This is a genomic window from Aquimonas sp. (genome assembly GCF_044377145.1).
In the GTDB taxonomy this organism is placed as follows: domain Bacteria; phylum Pseudomonadota; class Gammaproteobacteria; order Xanthomonadales; family Xanthomonadaceae; genus Aquimonas.
The window spans coordinates 12,022-29,432 of sequence record NZ_JBILJQ010000038.1; the positions used below are offsets into that span (position 1 = coordinate 12,022).

Here is a 17,411-nt window from a genome sequence, read left to right on the forward strand (position 1 = left end):
GACGGCTGCAGCGCGCGGCCAAGGCTGGCATGGGGCGCATGGACGCGGCTTAAACAAGCGTCGCGGCGCCGCAGCCTGCGCTCAACGCGAGTAGCCGAGAATAGCACGCTGCAAAAGCTCCTCGGAGTCGCGGCCGAAGCGGCCCAGGCCCTTCAGCTCGATCTCTACGTACAGGGCGTTGTTCTTCTCGCCCTCGCGGTTGCGCACGTAGTGGCGACCCAGCACCCGTACCGCGACGCAGCAGCTTTCCCACTGCAGGCCGGCGAAGGCTTCGATGGTCGAGCGGTCGGCGATCGAGTAGTTCCAGCGTCCAAGCAGACGCCAGGCCGGGCTGACCGGCACCAGCCAGGTACTGTCGACCTGCTCCACCGGCACGCCGCCGGTGCGGCGGAAGCGATAACTGAGGTTGGCCACGCCGCCGTCGCCGAAGCGATATTGCGCGCGCACCGCCGACAGGTCGGTGCGGCGGGCGTCGTTGTCCCACTGGCTGCCGATGCCGGCGGAGAATCGCTCGCTGATGTTCACCGAGATCTCGCCGACAAAGGGCGAGGCGTCGCGATCGAGTGGCACTTGGCCGGGTGTGAGCCCGACCCGCGGCGGGTCGAAGTAGCGGATCTGTCCGATGCTGGCGGCCAGACGTTCACGGCCGTCGTCCGCGTCGAAAAAGCGGCTGCCGACTGCAAGCGTGAGTTGGTTGGCGTCCATTTGCCGGTCGGCACCGGTGAAGCGGTTGGAGCGGAACAATTGGGCGAAGCTGAAAGACAGCTCCTGCGTATCGAACAGCGGCAGCGCGTCCTGATCGCGATAGGGCGCGCGCAGGTAGTAGGCGCGGGGTTCGAGGGTCTGCAGCAGATTCTGGCCGAACAACCGGGCCGGGCGTTCGAACACCAGGCCGGAGTCGAGGCTCAGAATCGGCAGGCTGCGCTCGGGCGTGCGCTCGGGCAGGCTGTCCAGAAAGCCTCGCTCCAGCCGGTAACCGGTATGGCGCCAGCTGATCTCCGGCCGGACGAAGCCGTAGGCGCGCTCGATCGGCATCCGCAGCCATGGCCGTAGATCGTAGCGTTGGCCGGCGTCGCGCTCGTCGTGGCCGAAGGCGACCAGTTCAGAATCGAGCCCCAGCCGAATCGGGCCCAGCGGCAACGCGTAGGCGAAGCGTGCCTGCGGCAGCTGCTGGAACGGCGCTGCGCTGTCGGGAATCAAGGGGTCGACCAGCTGGAAGTCGCGTACCACCGCGCTGGCGCGCCAGAGGCTGCCTTGGCCGAACAGCCCGGCCTGGCTTTCGAGCAGGGTGGTGCTGATGCTGGTCAGCGAGTCGCCGAAATCTTCGAAGTACCGGTCGTCGGAGACATGATTGAGGTCGGCGCCCACGGTCCAGTTCTGATTGATACGGCCGTTGTGGCGATAGCGCACGGCGCCGCGGTCGCGCCCGCTGACGTCGTCGTTGGGCAGCCAGTCGGCCTCGACGCTACCGGAGAAATTGCGCCCCAGGTAACGGAACTCGCCGCCCAGCATCAGTCCGCGGCGGCCGAGGCTGCGCGCGGTCAAGGTGGCGTCGTAGTTGGGTGCCAGGTTCAAGTAGTAGGGCAGACGCAGGTCCAGACCGTTGCTGTTGCCGGAGCCCACGCCCGGATACAAGAAGCCGCTGCGGCGCTGGTCGTCGATCGGAAAGCTGACATAGGGCAGATAGAACACCGGCACGCCGCCGAGCTCCAGCCGGGCATTGCGGGCTTTGCCGATGCCGGTGCTGGTGTCCAGCAGGATGTTCTCGGCGCGGAACTGCCAGGTTTCCGAATCAGGATCGCAGGTGGTGTAGGTGACCGACTCCAGCGCACTGCGTTCGCCTTCCAGGCTGGCGGCGGCGGCGACGCCGTTGCCGCGAAGCTCCAGCAGCTGATAGCGCAGGCCTTCCAGCCGGGTACGGTCGGCAACGAGGTCGCCGCTGGCCGACTGCGCCTCGATCAGCAGGGCGCGATCCTGGTACTGCAGCCCTTCGGGGGCTTCGAAGCGCGCTGGCGACTGGTAATAGCGCAGAACCGGGGCCGCCAGAAACTGATCAGCGCGCGTCAGTTCACCCGAACCGCGCAGGGTGTAGCTGCCGTCCTCGCCGATCTGAAAATCGTCGGCGGCGATGTCGACAGGCGACTGCTGGCGATCGCCGCTTTGCGGCAGATCTGGACGATAAAAGGGCAAGTACTGCAGCGGTCGGCAGAAGCTCCAGTCGGGCAGGTCTTCGGGCGCTGGCGAGCCGGCGAACGCTGGTGGCGCCAGCAACAGGGCGAGGGCGAGCCAGAGCGGGCTGCGGTCGAGCCGGTTGAAGGCGCGCCGGGTTGTGTGAAACGTGGAGTTATGCGGTTTCAAGGCAGGGCTCGATGCGGGAGGGTCGACGGCGGCCTCAACCCGCGCGGGCGGGCGGCGGAATGCGGCGGCCGGCGCCGCGTGTATTGGCCCTAAGCTTGCAGGAAAGCGCGGTGGACCGGCAAACGCCGCACGCATCGGGCCCGGACCAGGCAAAGGACGACTAGGGTGGGCACTGTTGCTGTCGTGGCCATCAGAGCGTTGTCGGCGGGCGTATCGCGCAAGGGGAAACTGTGGGCCTGATCGACCCGTTCGCACTGTCCGAGAGCATTGTGGCTGTGCTCAGCGCCGACCGCGGCGTGGTGCTGGAGATCAACCCGGCCTTCGAGCGCGCCTTGGGCTATGCACCGGAGCAGGTGGTCGGACGGACGCCGCTGGAGATCGGGCTGTGGCCCGATTTGGCCGTTCGTGCCGCGATCTGGGGCCGACTGCGCGAACAGCGACGAGTCTCCGGGCTTCGGGTGATGGTGCGACACGCCGATGGCAGCGTGCTGCTGTGTCGGTTGTGCTGCGAGCTGGCGGTCTGGCGGGGCGAGGAGGTGGTGTTCGTCCTGCTCGACAGCGCGCCGGAGCAGCTTGCCTGCGAAACCGATGACCCCCTGCGTGAGAGCTATCGATCACTGTATTGGCACGCCGCTGAAGGCTTGTATCGGAGCCTGCCTGGAGCCGGCCTGATCGACGCGAACCCGGCCCTGGCGCGCATTTTCGGCTACGAATCGCCGAGCCACATGCTGCTGGCGCTCGGCGACGATGTCAGCGGCCTGTATGCCGATCTTGACGATGCGCAACGGGCGCGCGAGGAACTCGCAGGGTCAGGCCGCCTGCACTCCCGCCAGCTGCGGATGCGCCGGCGCGATGGCCACTTGATCTGGATCAGCGGAAACGCGCGCGCGGTGGTGGATGCGCAGGGCAATCCGCTGTTCTACGAAGGCTCGATGATCGACATCAGCGACCGCTGCGAAGCCGAACGTGCGCTGCGGGAATCCGAATCGCTCTATCGCGCCCTGGTGCAGAACTGCCGCGACGGCGTGTTCCTGATCCAGCGCGGCCGGCTGGTGTTCGTCAACGAGGCCCTGGCCGGGATGCTCGGCTATGCGCCCGCTGAGCTGAACGGCCTGACCTACATGGATTTCGTCTGCCCCGAAGACCATCCCGCGCAGGAGGCGCGGCGGCAGGCGCGCGAAGACGGCGCGCTCGACGCCCAGCGCTACGTGATCCGGCTGATGCACCGCGACGGCCACACCGTCAGCTGCGAGGTGCACGCCGATGCGCTGCTCTACCAGGGCGATATCGCCTCGACCGGCGTGATGCGCGACATCACCGCCGAAAGCCGCCAGCGACAGGCGCTGGAAGAAGCCGAAGCGCGCTATCGCGAACTGTTCCAGAACTCACCGGTGGGCCTGTTCCGCTCGACCGAGTCCGGACGCTTGATCGAAGTGAACCCGGCAATGGCCCACATGTTGCGCTACGTCGACGCCCGGACTCTGCTGGCCGCGATCCAGCAGGTTCACAGCCTTTACGCTGATCCGGACGACCGCGAACGCCTGCTGCAGGCGCTGCGCGATGGCGGTGTGGTCAATGACTTCGTCACCCGGCTGCTGGGCGGCGACGGCAGTCTGGTGTGGGTGAATCTGAGTGTGCGGCGCACCGGCGAAGATGCACGGGGGATGGAGCTGACCGGTTCCGTCGTTGACATCAGCCGGCAGCGCGAGGCCGAGCATCTGCTGCGCTTTCACGCCAATTTCGATCCCTTGACCGGCCTGTCCAACCGCTGGCAATTCGAGCAGCAGCTGCTGCGCACGCTGGGCGAAGCGCAGGCCCGCGGCGCCCATGACTACGCCGTGATGTTTCTCGATCTCGACGGCTTCAAATGGGTCAACGACAGCCTGGGCCATGGCGCCGGCGACCGCCTGCTGGTGGCGATCAGTGAGCGGCTTTCACTGCAGTTGGGGCGCGAGGCGATGCTCGCGCGCTACGGCGGCGACGAGTTCAGCCTGCTGCCGCACGGCGAGTGCTCGCGCGAACGTGCACTGGAAATGGCTGCGCGGATCAGCGGCCTGTTCCAGCGGCCGTTCAGCGTCGACGGTCACGAAGTCTATTCCGGCGCCAGCATCGGCATCGTGCTCGGCAATGCCGAGTACCGCTGGCCGGAGCAACTGCTGCGCGACGCCGATACCGCGATGTACCGCGCCAAGGCGGCCGGCAAGGCGGGTTTCGCGGTGTTCGATGAGGTCATGCACGCCGATGCGCGCCGTCGCTTTGAACTGCAGACCGACCTGCGGCAGGCGCTGGATCGCAACGAATTCGTGGTGCACTTCCAGCCGATTGTCGAATTGAGCACCGGACGTGCGTTGGGCTGCGAGGCCTTGGTGCGCTGGCTGCATCCGCGTCGCGGTCTGCTGCTGCCAAACGACTTCCTGGGGCTGGCCGAGGAAGCCGGACTGATCGGCGAGCTCGATCTGTGGGTGCTGCAAAGTGCCTGCAGTCAGCTGGCGATCTGGCAGGCCTTGCCGGGCCATTCCGCTTTGTCGGTGAACATCAACATGGACGAACGTCTGGTGGCCGCTCCAACTACGCCAGTGCGGGTGCATGAGGCCCTGGTGGGATCGCAGCTGCCGGCATCCAGCCTGCACATCGAGGTCACCGAGCGGGTCTTCCGCAGTGATTTCGCCAGCACAGCCGAGCGCTTGGCCGGGCTCAAATCGACCGGGGCTGGTTTGGTCGTGGACGATTTCGGCACCGGATTCTCCTCGCTGGACAGTTTCGCGGAATCGCCCTTCGACGCACTCAAGATCGACCGCGGATTCATCCGCGATATGGATGCAAACCCGCGCCATCGGGCGATCGTGCGCACCGTGGTCGGCTTCGCCCGCGATCTTGGCCTGGTGCTGACGGCTGAAGGCGTCGAGACTGAGGAGCAGCGCGTCGCGTTGGTTGCGATGGGCTGTGATCGCGGTCAGGGGTTTCTGTTCGCACCCGGGCTGCCGGCCGCCGAGTTCGAACGCTGGCTGCAGCGCGGCGTGGCGTGAGCCGCGGCGCTACACTTGCGGGCCTGCATGTCGCCACCGCAAAAGTAAGCATGCCCAACCGCATCAGCCCCGAAGCCGAGGTCGCCATCAGCCGCGATGAGCGTCGCCAGCTGACCCGCGCGCATCTGCTGTCGGCGGCGCTGGCGCTGATGGGGACCGGCCGCAGCTTCGCCTCGCTCAGCCTGCGCGAGATCACCCGTGGCGCCGGGGTGGTGCCGGCTGCGTTCTATCGCCATTTTCCGAATCTCGACGAGCTGGGTCTGGCCTTGGTCGAAGAGTCGGGCGTGACGCTGCGCCGGCTGCTGCGCGAAGCGCGCCGCACCGGCCTGCCGCCCACCCACATCCTGCACAGCTCGGTGCTGATCTTCCGCAGCTACGTGCAGCAGCACCGCGCGCACTTTCTGTTCATCGCTTCCGAGCGTGGTGGCGGCGCGACCGTCATCCGTCGTGCCATCCGTACCGAAGAGGGCCACTTCGCCCAGGAAATGGCCCAGGACATGCGTCGGCTGGGGCTGATGGCCGATCTCGATGCTCCGACTCTCGGGTTGCTGTGTCGGCTGGTGGTGGCGACGGTGATCAATGCGATCAATGCCATCCTCGATCTGCCCGAAGGCGACGCGCAAGCTGCCCGCGAGCAATTGCAGGAGCTGGTGCGCCAGCTGCGCATGATTTTCCTTGGAGCCCAGCGGTGGCGAGAGCCGCGTGCGGAGCAGGCGAGCTGAGATAGGAAACGCTGCCGCGTGCGGAACAGGCGCGCTGAGATAGGAAACGCTGCCGCGTGCGGAACAGGCGCGCTGAGAGCTTTGCATCTCTGCGCGCCCCCAAGCCGGCGCGTCGAAACGACGCGCAGAGCTCTCAGTCGCGGAAATTGTCAAACTGCAGCGGCAGCTCCAGATCGGTCTTGCGCAGATGCGCCATCACCGCCTGCAGGTCGTCGCGCTTCTTCGCATTGACGCGCAGTTTCTCGCCCTGGATCTGGGTGTCGGCTTTGAGCCCGCTGGCCTTGATCGCCGCGACAATCTTCTTGGCTGTTGCCTGCTCGATGCCCTGCTTGACCTTCACCGTCTGTCGCGCACCTGAAACATTGGTCTCGATGTCCGAAGGGTCCAGACAGCGCACATCAATGTTCCGGGCGGTCAGGCGCTGGCGCAGGATGTCCATCATCTGCTGCAGCTGGAACTCGCTGTCTCCGACCATCTTGACGGCGCTTTCCTCCAGCTCGAACGCCGCCGAGGTGCCGCGGAAATCGAAGCGTTTGCCGAGCTCGCGGCTGGCCTGATCAACCGCATTGGTGAGTTCATGGGCATCGACTTCGGACACGATATCGAACGAGGGCATGGAGGGGTTCCAGTCGGCAGGAGGGAAGAGTGTCAGGGCTCAAGGGATCAACAAGGCCGGATCAAGCCGGGTGTCGAACCAGTTCAAGCCCCAGTGCAGATGCGGGCCCGAAGCGCGGCCGGTGGCGCCGACCGCGCCGATCCGCTCGCCGCGTTCGACGCGCTGACCGGGCTGGACGTCGATCTTCGACAGATGCAGAAAGCTCGACGACAGGCCGTGGCCGTGGTCCAACAGCACGGTGCCGCCGGTGAGATACAGGTCGGGCTCGGCGAAGCTGATGATGCCGGCGGCGGGCGCCGTGATCGGCGTGCCGGTGGGCACCGCGATGTCCAGGCCCATATGCGGCGCCCGCGGCTCGCCGTTGAGAATGCGCTGGCTGCCATAGACCCCGCTGATACGGCCGCCCGCCACGGGCCGCACGAAGCCTGCGGCGAAATCAGCGCGCGCATCGTCGCGCTCACGGGCACGTGTGACCAGGGCTTGCTCGCGCGCGATGCGCGCTGCGAGGGCCGGATCAGGCGTGACGGTCTGCTGCGGCAAGCCGTCGACGCGTTCGATGCGGAAATCGCGCGGCACCAGGCGAATCTCACTGCGCGTCACCGTGCCCTGCGTATCCATGCGTTCGAAGCGTAGCGGTTGGCTGGCATCGCGTCCGGCGCCGAACACGACCCAACCTTCGTCCGAAACCCGCAGCGTGCGGCCATCCAGTCGGGCTGACTCACCGGCCGCCAACTGCAGAATGACGGTGCCCCCCTGCGGCAGCCGCTCGGGCAGGTTGGAAGCTCGGGCTGCGGCTGCGCCGACCAGTCCGACCACCGCGATCAGCACGCGTATGGCCATCACGCGCAGCGGCACCCGGTGCGGACTACTCATCGCCAGCGGCCTGATGCGAATGGCCGCAGCCTCGATGCTCGCCGCGGCGTGGCCAGGTCTCAGGCACCGGATCCAGCCCGCCCTCGCACAGAGGCTGACAGCGCAGCAGCCTGCGTACGGTCAGCCAGCTGCCGCGCACGGCACCGAAGCGCTCGATCGCCTGCATCGAGTAGATCGAACAGCTCGGATGGAAACGACAGTGCTGACCCAGCAACGGGCTGATGAATCGCTTGTAACCTCGTAGGAGTAGGATCAGCAGTCGTTGCACCGGGCGTCTTCTGGCGTTAAGTGAGATTGAGGCCTCGAACAGCCGCCCGCGGAGCGCGCAGCCGGGCGTTGTCCATGGGGCCAAACGGGGGAGGCAAACTCGCGAAGGGAGCGGTTTCAAAGCAGCCGAGACGGTGCCGAAGCGCAACGGGTCGCACGTGTTTTGCTTGCCGCAGCGCAGTTGACAGGCTATAACACGCGCCCGCTGAGCCTCAAGCAACTCATACAAGGGAAGGGCTAACGTGGCAGCGAAGACGAAAGCGGCAAAAGCTCCAGCCAAGGCGGCCAAAACCGCTGCGGGTGCAGCTAAGACTTCCAAGCCTGCCGCCAAGGCAGTCGCGAAACCCGCGGCGAAAGTGGTCAAACCGCCGATCAAGCAGCCCGCGGCGAAGGTGGCGGTCAAGGCGCCAGGCAAGCCAATCGCTGTGCAACTGCCCAAGGCTGCTGCGAAGCCGGCGACCAAACCCCAGCCAAAGCCGACGATTGTTCCGAAGCCCAGTCCGGTGGCTGTGGCGACCGAGAAAGCCGTCAGCACCGTCAAGAGCATTACCAAAGCAATTGCTGGAATGGTGAAAGCCACCGTTCCTTCCGCGAAATCGAAGCCCGCACCCGCGCCGGATGCGAAAACTCCGACTTCGACCAAGAAACCAGAAACCGGCCATGTCAAAGTGACCGCTCCGGCGGCGCCGACCGGCAAGTCCAAGATCAGTGCTCCGGCCGCGGCAAGCCGCACGGACGCCAAAAGCGAAACAGGGAACACGATGAAACCCAGCGTCACCAAAGGTAAAGCCACCAGCCCCGCCGCAAGCCCTTCACCGAGCCCGAGCCCCAAAGCGGCCGAGCCCGGCGCGCGCGCGCGGGGGGTCAAGCCCAATCGCCCGGCCGCTCCACAGGAGCTGCTCACCGCGCCGTCGGCCGTTCGGGTCGAACTGCCCGCCGGCTACAAGCCCAAGGCCGGTGAGGAATACATGAGCCCCCTGCAGCTCGAGTATTTCCGCCAGAAGCTCGTCAACTGGCGCGCGGAGCTGGTGGAAGAGTCGAAGCAGACCATCGACAACCTGCGCGAGGAAGTGCGTGATGTCGGCGACGAAGCCGAGCGCGCCACTCGTGAGACCGAGAACTCGTTGGAACTGCGTACCCGCGACCGCTACCGCAAGCTGATCAGCAAGATCGAGAAAGCGCTGAAGCGCGTCGACGATGGCTCGTACGGTTACTGCGAGGAAACCGGCGAGGAGATCGGCGTGGACCGGCTTGAGGCGCGTCCGATCGCCACCCTGTGCCTGGACGCCCAGGAGCGCTGGGAGCACCGCCAGAAGCTGATGGGCGACTAGTCAGCGGCCTGCGGCGAACACTCCACAACGCGAAAGGCCCCGCCGAGCGGGGCCTTTCGCGTTGTGGAGTGCGGAATTCCCGATTCGGGATGCTAGAAGGCAGATCGCAGCGGGCGGGCACGGTCCGCGCTCAGCAGCACCTGACGGAGCGACCGCCGAACGGGCAAGCGCCGCGATCTGCGCGCGCTCGTCAATCCGTCAATGGGTCATCGCCTCGAAGCCATCGAGGAACACCGTTTCTGCGGCTGTCCCCACCGACACGTAGACGTGCCCGATGTCCATCCATTCCTGGGCCACGGCGGGACGGCCGCCGTAGCTGGGGTCCATCCACACGTTTTCCCACTCGGCGGCAACGCCGGCAGCAAGGAATGGGGAGTCGCGCCTGCTGAGCAGGATCGAGCCGTTCACCCACAGTGTGCCGCTGCCGTTGTTGCGACCCGCGTCGCCGGTCTCCAGCCAGGTCGGATGCTCATTCAGATCTCCACACCTGTGCGCCGCGGCGGCCACGGAACGACGTGTTGACCAGTCGTCCTGCCGCGTCGACCAGACCGCTGCCTGCACTCAACGCGTCGCGCTCGATGAACCAGACCGGGTTCGCGTTCGCCGCCCCCAGGAGACCGACGGCGCCGTTGCCTGCGGTCTGCAGCACGTTCGCAGCGAAGTAGCTGTGCCGGTCGACCCCGGAACCACGATCCCAATTGCGCACGCCGAGTTGTTTGCCGACGAAGGTGTTGCGTCGCACCTGGTTGACCAGCGTGATCGGCCCCACGTTCGGCGCGGTGCCGTTGGCCGCGCCGTTGCTGGCCAGGCCACCGACATTGCTGCCGCCGCGCACGAAGTTGTACTCGATCGAGCCCACGCCAGGCAGCGACACGGCGTACGCACCGTTGTGCGCCTGGATGATGTTCTCGACCTCCACCGCCTGCGGCGGCAGATCGGCGCGGCAGAACGAGATCTCGTAGAAGCGGCAGTAGCCCTTCGGAAACCACACCGAGTGGCGGACAGCGATGCTTGGATCATCGATCACGAAGGTCTCGCGTTCGCACAGATGCGTGTCGACGTTGTAGAAATCGTAGCCGTGCAGGCCGTTGCAGTTGCGATAGGTGTTCTCGGCCAGCAGCAGGTGCTGCCGACCCGCGGCCCGCCCGCCGTTCACCGCGCCGATGCAGGACTGGTTGTTGTTCTGCGCCGTGTTCGAGTTGAAGCAGCGCTCGAAGTGGCAGCGCCAGACGCTCCAGCGGTGGTTGAACTTCCAGTCGTTGATCACGCCGAAGTTGCCGGTGCCGACGCCGTCGAAACGCAGGCCGCCGACGAACACGTCGGACGAGCGCATCTGGATGCCTCGATTGAACACCGGGATCTCGCCCGGGTAGGCGATCAGCGAAGTCGCCATATGGCTGGCGTTGACCAGCAGGTCGTCACTCAGCGTATAGCTGCCGCCTCGACACACCAGCACCTTGCCGCGACTCGGCGAGACGATGCCGTTGCCCAGCATCGCCTGGTTCCATGCCATCGCATTCTGCGGGCTGCTGCCGTCACCACTGCCCAGCGCCGTCGGTGCGGTGAACAGATGTCCATCCAGTGCCACCTGCAGGCGAAACTCGAACAGCACCGGCGTGCTGTTTTGATCGCTGCAGCGCACGCGGATCAGATAGCTGCCGGCGACCGGCGATTCCCAGATGAGCGTCGCGTAGTCCGGCGTTGGAACGTAGTCGCCGAACGCATCGCGCTGCAGAAATTCGCCGACACGCATGCCTGCAGGCCCGGACAGAAGCTCGTAGAAGCGCGGATTGCTGCCGCCCATCGCGCGCACCGGGCACTCCCAGCGCAGCCCGGGATAGGCGCGTCGATGGTGCGAGGCGGCCGCGGTGACGGCATCGCTCTGCGGGTAGATCTTCTGCAGCGGCAACAGGCTGTCGGGTTCGAAGTAGCCGGGCGGAAACAGATAGGCGGTGTTGGTGCTGGGGGGCACCACCTCGAAGCCATCGGCGAAGACTGCGTTCGATCCGCCCAGCGCTTCCGTGTGCGAGGCCGCGGCAGCTGGTCGCAGGGTGAGTCCGGCGCTGGCGGCCGTGGTCATCAGCAGGAACTGGCGGCGCTTCATCGTGAGATGTTCTCTTGGGTTGGATGTTCTGCGGCGCGACGACTTCCGCCGCGACCCGAATGGACCTGGGCGCGTTTCGGCGCCAAGCCGACAGGCGTTTACTCGAAGCCGTTGGCGAACACGTTCAGGCTGGCGCTCATCGGCAGCGGGTAACGATGGCCCAGGCTGGCGAGGCGCGAATCGCCAGCGGGGAGACGCAGCAGCGCGCCGCTGCCGACCAGATCGCTGCTGGCGCTCAGCACGCTGCCGGAGGCCAGCGTGTCCAGACCGTGGGTGTTGCGCCACGTGGCCCAGCTCATGTTCATCACCGAGCCGCCGCATTCGGTGTCGCGCATGGCGTTGGTGCTGCCGGTCTCAAGACGGTTGGCGCGCGCCTGCAGCTGGGTCGCGAAGGCGGCGGGCACGGTGTTGAGGCACGAGGCCCAGGCATACGGTGCGGGCGTCGAGCGGATCAGGTTGTGGCTGATCCGGGTGTCGGCGCTGCCCACATTGAAGGCACCCCAGCGCAGCACGATGGCGCCGGTCGCGATCGTGTTGTGGTGGATGTCGTGTGCGCGCATCGTGCAGCCCTCGGTCAGGCATTGGCCGCCGAGCAGCACGCCCGTGTTGATGAACAGGTTGTGGTGGATGTGGACCTGCTCGGAGCCGTACTGCGCGGAGATCTGGATACCGTTGTTGTTGGCGAAGCCGGGCGCGTACTCGATGAAGTTCTCGCGGTACACATTGCGCTGCGAGTTGTCCTTGTCGTGCACGCCGACGGTCGAGGCGCCCAGGCGCACCTGGTTGTTCTCGAACAGCGAATCGCCGGCGTCAAACCAGGTGGTGGCATAGCCGGCCGGGTAGTTGTTGAACTCGGAGTCCTGCACCAGAAAACGATGCCGCTGCAGCAGATCGCCCCAGCCGTGGATGTAGGCCGGGTTCTCACCGCCGTTGGCCACCACGCCATCCAGAAACCGCACCTGGCGCACCACCAGGCCGGGCAGGGAGGGATCGCTGACGATGCCGTACTGGCGCACGCCGGTGATGTCGACCCCCTCCAGGCGCGCAGCGGGTGCCTGAGTGAAGCGCACCGTGATATTGCCCGTTTGATTGATGGCCAGCACCGGCACTTCATCGGGGTAGGACACGATCTGGCGGGTGCGGCCGTCGTTCAGATCGAAGCGACCTGCATATGTGCCAGCCCGCAGCATCAGCGCCTGCGTCGAACTGCCTTGAGCCAGTGCGTAGGGAATTGTCAGGAACGGTTGATCGATGCTGCCGCGTCCGGGGGCATCGACGCCCCCGGGCGCCACGAACAGGAAATGATTCGCCGCAGCGCTGACCACGAAGGTGCGCTGAGCCACCTTAGGCACGGCGGCGCTGTCGCGCACCTCGATGTCGAACTCGTAGCTGCCGGCTGCGGCGGGCACGAAGCGCAACGTGCCGCGGCGGAAATCGAGGCTGGCAGTGGAGATCGGCTGGGGCTGGCCGTTGAAGCGCATCGCCAGCAGGCGGAACTCGTAGGGAAACTGACCGCCGACCACACCGGGCCGACTCTCGTAGGCGAGGCCGGGGTATGCGATCGGACGCAGACCGGCGCCGCTGTGCCACCAGCCCAGTGGATCATCGGGCGCCGTGGTTGGCACGGTGATGCGCGGCGCCGCGGTGTGTACGCAGCGAACGAAAACCGGCGCCCCCGAGGCGGGCACCTGTGCGGGCGCTTGGGCTGACAGCGCGCAGATCTGGCCGTCGGGCTGTGCGATCACGTCGACGCTCAAGGCGCTGCCGGCCTCTGCTTGGCCAAGCACCAGCGGCCCGTTGAGGCTGGCGTTGACGGTGACGCCGCCCTGGCGCAGCGAGACGGAATTTCCCAGGGCCAGACCCTCAAGCCGGACATTGACCGGCACCAAGCCGCCGGCGAACGCCATCGGCGACGCATTCAGCACCAGCAGCGCCAGCACGGCGCAGCGGATGACCTGAGACGAGTACGGCCGGCCGCGGGCCGGGAGGCGCTTCGACAGCAGACTGCAAAGTGGATTCACGGACAGCTCCTGGGGGCAGGGGAAACGCGGGATTCAATGGGTGCAGGTCAGCCGCTCATTCGAAGCCATCGGCGAACACGCGATCGGGTGGAACGATCTCGGCGCCGTGGCTGCCCAGGTACTGGGTTCGCCAGATGCCGGTTAGACGATGCTGGGCGTCGAGGATGCCGTCGCTGCTGCTGCCATGGCATTCCAGGTTCAAGCTGGTCAGCGTGATGTTTTCGCGCAATGCGGGATCGTAGAAACGTCCCGCGGGCGCATTCGGATCCGACATCAACAGCTTTCCCGACACGGTGCCGCCAAAGGTGGTGACGTCGTGCACCACCACATCGTTCTCGAAGCTGATGATCAGCGGCCAGCTGCGCCGCGCGATCACCGGCAGCCCGACCAGGGTGTTGCGATAGATCCAGATCGGTCCGCGCTCCGGTCCGCTTGGCGCGCTGCCCAAGTTCATCGCCGCAGCGCCGGTCCGGGCCACTACGGTGTTGAAGCAGACCTCGATGCGGCGGGCCGAGAACGCGCTCGCCGAGGCCGACATCGAGGCCTCGATCAGCGAGCCGCCCCAGGCCTGCGTCCAGCGATTGCCGCGCACGCTGACGTCTTCCTGCTCCCAACCCTTGATCCAAAGCGCATACCGCGCCGTGTTGGCAGCGGGGGCGTCGTAGACGTTGTCGGCCACGACCAGATAGCGCGTCTGGTAGGTGTCGATGGCGCTGAAGCCGTTACTGGTCTCGTGCAGCCGGCGGAAGGTGCAGAACACCTGCGCGACGTACGAACGCACCGCGCCGCCAGCGCCGAGGAACAGGCAGCTGTTGTTGTCATCACCACCGCCCGCCGCCGTACCGACGGTCGGCGAGTCGAAGCTCAGTCGATACTGGTAGCAGCGATGATTGACACTCAGCGAAACGAAATAGCGTGGATTGGCCTGGCCGCTGGGGCCGCCGATGAAGCTCAGATGGCCCACATAGATGTCGCTGCTGTTGTACCAGGCGAAGTTTGCGGAAGCGAGCGTGCTGCAGTCGATCGTCGCTGCCTCGCCGGGCCAGCCGATCAGGCTGCCAACGCGGCCGGCGCCAGTGCCGCCGCTGACTGCCATATTCATGGCTTCGCCGGGCGCCTGGTACTGGCCCGCGCGCAGGCACAGCGCGCCGCCGTCCTGCACCTGCGCGTACGCATGCCCGAGGCTGCGCCAAGGTGCGGCCAGGCTGCCGTTGCCGCTGCTGTCGCTGCCGTTTGCGGCATCGACGAAGCGCGCCCAGGTCGTTGAGGTCACGCCGCTCCAGCTGAACTGCACGCTGCCGCCGTCCTGATCTCGCACCCGCACAGTGAAGCTGAAGGCGCCGTTCGCGGTCGGCGTCCAGCGCAGGATGCCGTAGCCGGCATCGCCGTAGTTTCGGCCCAGGCTGGCGCCGGCCGGTCCGGCGATCAGTTCGTAGACAAAGGGCCAACTTCCGCCCTGCACGACGATCGGCAGTTCGTAGGGCAGGCCAACATGCGCATTGCGATGAAACGCGCGCGTCGACGTTTCTGCATCCGGGCGTGGCAGCACGACGCGTTCGGGCGCGAACGTCATCTTCGCGGGCATGAACTGGCCGGCGGCCAGAAAGCCATCCCAGCGCTCAGGCGGTGCGGTTAGAACTGCTGCATGGCTGCGACGCCAGCCAAAGCAGGCAGCGACAGCCGCAGCGAGGCTGAGGAAGTGTCGACGTTGCATCTGGGTCACTCCGTTGCAGGGGATGCTGAGGGACGGGAGGCACAATCGCCCAGCGGCGACGGCAGCAAGGCACATCGCGCAGCGAGACGTTGGGGCGAAACGCAGCCCATGCGAGACCGCCCCGCTGCGGGGGCTTCATCGGTTTGCACAGCGCCCACGCCGCCGCAGCGCTGTGATTCGGGCCGTAGGGCCTCTTGTGTCGTCGTCCTCACCGCCCCTGCAACTTTCCCCGGACGGATGGCCACACGGCCGACGTAGGCATGGAGTTTGATCAATTATGACCAACTGTCAAGCGCGAATGTCAGCGCTGCCATGGGCCGAGTCAGCGCCGCCTAGCGCGGGACGAAGGGTCGGCGATACGGTCCGTATCGGCGCTCGGCGGGCGCGGCCGAGACCGCTCCAGCGCAGGCGCGGGAGAGGGGTCTGCGTCAGAGATGATCGCGGTCGAGAGCCGGAACTTCAGCCCCGGCGCCCCGCGCACGGGCCTCGGTAAGTGGCCTCAGCCTTCCCACCGCCACAGCGCCTGATTCTTCGCTGGCAGCTCATTGCGCAACCGCATGCGGACCAGATCGATCGGCATGGTGCCGCCCTTCAGAATGGCGTCGTGGAAGCTGCGCTCGTCCATCCGGCCGGACTCGACCAGCTCCTTGCGCAGCGCCATCAGCTGCAGGCCGCCCAGAAGATACGCGGCCTGATAGAGCGGGCCGTAGTCGCCGGTGAAGCTGCGTCGCACCTCGGCCGCCGCGTTCTCGCGCTCATGGCCGACTTCGTTCACCAGCAGCTCGATCGCCTGCTGCGGCGTCATCGTGCCCAGGTGGAAACCGAGGCTGAACTGGATCCGCGCGGCGCGGTGGCTGCGCCAGAACAGCATGCCGATGCGGTCTTCGGGCGTCTGCGCAAAGCCGCGCTGGTACAGGAACAGCTCCCAGTACAGCGCCCAGCCCTCGCCCCAGAACGGCGTGCGGAACAGCTGGCGATGGGTCTGGTGACGCAGGTTGTAGAAGTACTGCAGGTGGTGGCCGGGGATCAGCTCGTGATGAACCACGGCGCGCGAGAAATGCCGGTTGTTGCCGCGCAGGCTCATCAGCTGCTTCTCATGCGGCATGCTCGAATGCGGATACGCCACCCACACATCGCGCCCGCCCAGAAAGAACGGCGCCTGCAGCTGGGCCTGCGGACTCAGCATGTTCATCCGCCAGTCGCGCCGCGACAGCTCGGGCACGCTGACCAACTGGTTGTCGGTCAGATACTCGATAGCCTCATTGGCAAGTTCGACCACCAGCTGCGGCTGCTGGCCGACCGGCGGCGATTTCTGCTTGACCGCCTCCAGCGCTTCGCGCCAGTCGTCGAAGCCCATTTCGCGCGCCGCCTTGCTCAACTCCTCGCGGCACCAGGCCAGCTCGCGCCGGCTGATCTCGACCAGTTGTTCCGGCGTGTACGGAATCCGCTCGGCGGTGAGTGCGGCGATCAGTGCCTCGCGGCCGATCGGGTCGCCGATGATGACCTCCGGGTTGTCGACCCCGGCCAGGCGCTTGCGGATCAGGTCCGCAGTCTTGGTGAGTTGGGCGTCCAGCGCCGGCCAGGGCTGCGCCAGCCAGTGGGTGAAGTCGGGGTCATAGCTGTCCTGGTGCGCGTGCCATTCCTTCAGGGCCGCGCGGGTGCTGTCGAGAATCCGCGCCGCGCGATGCGCCACTGCCGGCGACAGAGCGGCGATCGCTTCGTCCTTGGCCTCGATGCGCGCGTCCAGCGCAGCCAGAGCGAGTCGGGCGCGCTCAAGCAGGCCCGCACTGCTTCGGCCATCAGCCTGCTTCAACGCTCGGCGCGCCTCGGCCAATTCGATCAGGGCACTGATCTCGGGCAGGAGCGGTGTCGCTTCGCTTAAGCGCTCACGTTCGAACTCAAGCCCGCGCAGTCGTTCACCCAGATCACCGTTGAGCAGAATCCAATCGACCCGATCCTCCAGCCCGAGCGCCTCGAAATCCATCGCCTCCAGCTGCGTGACCCAGCCCCGATACAGCTCGTCCAGCGCCGCGCGCCGCGCCTCGCCCCAGGCGATGTCATGCACGTGCTCGACCGCAGCCAGATCCGCGCGGAAGCGCTGGATCAGCGGCGCCAACAGCTGCGCGCTGGGCGCATGCTCGGCGGCCGGGGGCACCAGCGCCTCACTCGGCAGCGGTGCAGCAGCAAAACCGGCTGCGGGCACCAGCAGGGCGCACAGCAGGGCGGCGGACAGGCGGGTGAGGGTCATGCGCAGCTCCGGCGAACGGTCAGGCTGCGATTGTGCCTGTCCGAGCCGGCCGCGCCGCATGCCTTCGGTTGGTGTCCATGTGGGCACCTCGCATGGGCGAAGGTCGCGCATGCGTGCCGGATGGATCTGGG

General features: G+C 66.6%; 12 protein-coding genes. 3 read left to right on the forward strand and 9 right to left on the reverse strand.

The features are described from left to right. Nucleotides 1–81: 81 nt before the first annotated feature. Nucleotides 82–2,358: an LPS assembly protein LptD gene (gene lptD, locus ACIQ7H_RS12515; protein WP_395791929.1), complete on the reverse strand. Its 2,277-nt coding sequence runs from the start codon at nt 2,356–2,358 to the stop codon at nt 82–84. 230 nt (nt 2,359–2,588) lie between these two features. Here lptD and ACIQ7H_RS12520 point away from each other — a divergent pair, with 230 nt between their 5' ends. Together ACIQ7H_RS12520 and ACIQ7H_RS12525 are read left to right on the forward strand one after the other, a co-directional pair. Continuing rightward, entirely contained in the window at nt 2,589–5,384 is a 2,796-nt protein-coding gene (locus ACIQ7H_RS12520) for an EAL domain-containing protein (RefSeq protein WP_395791931.1), read from the forward strand. Nucleotides 5,385–5,434: 50 nt separating this feature from the next. Next, complete coding sequence (locus tag ACIQ7H_RS12525; RefSeq protein ID WP_395791933.1) at nt 5,435–6,106, forward strand: TetR family transcriptional regulator; 672 nt, start codon at nt 5,435–5,437, stop codon at nt 6,104–6,106. A 133-nt stretch (nt 6,107–6,239) separates the two neighbouring features. Here ACIQ7H_RS12525 and ACIQ7H_RS12530 read toward each other — a convergent pair whose 3' ends face one another. The 3 genes from ACIQ7H_RS12530 to yidD are packed head-to-tail and all read right to left on the reverse strand — an operon-like array spanning nt 6,240 to nt 7,863. Next, entirely contained in the window at nt 6,240–6,722 is a 483-nt protein-coding gene (locus ACIQ7H_RS12530) for a YajQ family cyclic di-GMP-binding protein (protein ID WP_395791935.1), read from the reverse strand. A 39-nt stretch (nt 6,723–6,761) separates the two neighbouring features. Further along, nucleotides 6,762–7,595 carry a M23 family metallopeptidase gene (locus ACIQ7H_RS12535; RefSeq protein ID WP_395791937.1) on the reverse strand — a complete coding sequence of 278 codons (834 nt, stop codon included), beginning with the start codon at nt 7,593–7,595 and terminating at the stop codon, nt 6,762–6,764. Continuing rightward, nucleotides 7,588–7,863 (reverse strand): membrane protein insertion efficiency factor YidD, encoded by a 276-nt coding sequence (gene yidD / locus ACIQ7H_RS12540; RefSeq protein ID WP_395791939.1) that lies wholly within the window; start codon nt 7,861–7,863, stop codon nt 7,588–7,590. The genes ACIQ7H_RS12535 and yidD overlap by 8 nt, the downstream gene beginning before the upstream one ends. Nucleotides 7,864–8,104: 241 nt before the next feature. Here yidD and dksA point away from each other — a divergent pair, with 241 nt between their 5' ends. Further along, nucleotides 8,105–9,193 carry an RNA polymerase-binding protein DksA gene (gene dksA / locus ACIQ7H_RS12545; RefSeq protein ID WP_395791941.1) on the forward strand — a complete coding sequence of 363 codons (1,089 nt, stop codon included), beginning with the start codon at nt 8,105–8,107 and terminating at the stop codon, nt 9,191–9,193. Nucleotides 9,194–9,391: 198 nt separating this feature from the next. On the opposite strand, the gene ACIQ7H_RS12550 is transcribed toward dksA, so the two are convergent. From ACIQ7H_RS12550 to ACIQ7H_RS12570, 5 genes are all read right to left on the reverse strand, one after another. After that, nucleotides 9,392–9,700 carry a hypothetical protein gene (locus ACIQ7H_RS12550; protein WP_395791943.1) on the reverse strand — a complete coding sequence of 103 codons (309 nt, stop codon included), beginning with the start codon at nt 9,698–9,700 and terminating at the stop codon, nt 9,392–9,394. Then, complete coding sequence (locus tag ACIQ7H_RS12555) at nt 9,663–11,297, reverse strand: hypothetical protein (protein ID WP_395791945.1); 1,635 nt, start codon at nt 11,295–11,297, stop codon at nt 9,663–9,665. Before ACIQ7H_RS12555 ends, ACIQ7H_RS12550 begins: the two co-directional genes overlap by 38 nt. Before the next feature lie 98 nt (nt 11,298–11,395). After that, nucleotides 11,396–13,318, reverse strand: a complete 1,923-nt coding sequence (locus ACIQ7H_RS12560; protein ID WP_395791947.1) for a hypothetical protein — start codon at nt 13,316–13,318, stop codon at nt 11,396–11,398. Nucleotides 13,319–13,373: 55 nt separating this feature from the next. Then, a complete protein-coding gene (locus ACIQ7H_RS12565; RefSeq protein WP_395791949.1) occupies nt 13,374–15,032 on the reverse strand; it encodes a hypothetical protein in 1,659 nt (552 codons plus the stop codon). Nucleotides 15,033–15,531: 499 nt separating this feature from the next. Then, nucleotides 15,532–17,280 carry a DUF885 family protein gene (locus tag ACIQ7H_RS12570; protein ID WP_395791951.1) on the reverse strand — a complete coding sequence of 583 codons (1,749 nt, stop codon included), beginning with the start codon at nt 17,278–17,280 and terminating at the stop codon, nt 15,532–15,534. Between the last annotated feature and the right edge of the window lie 131 nt (nt 17,281–17,411).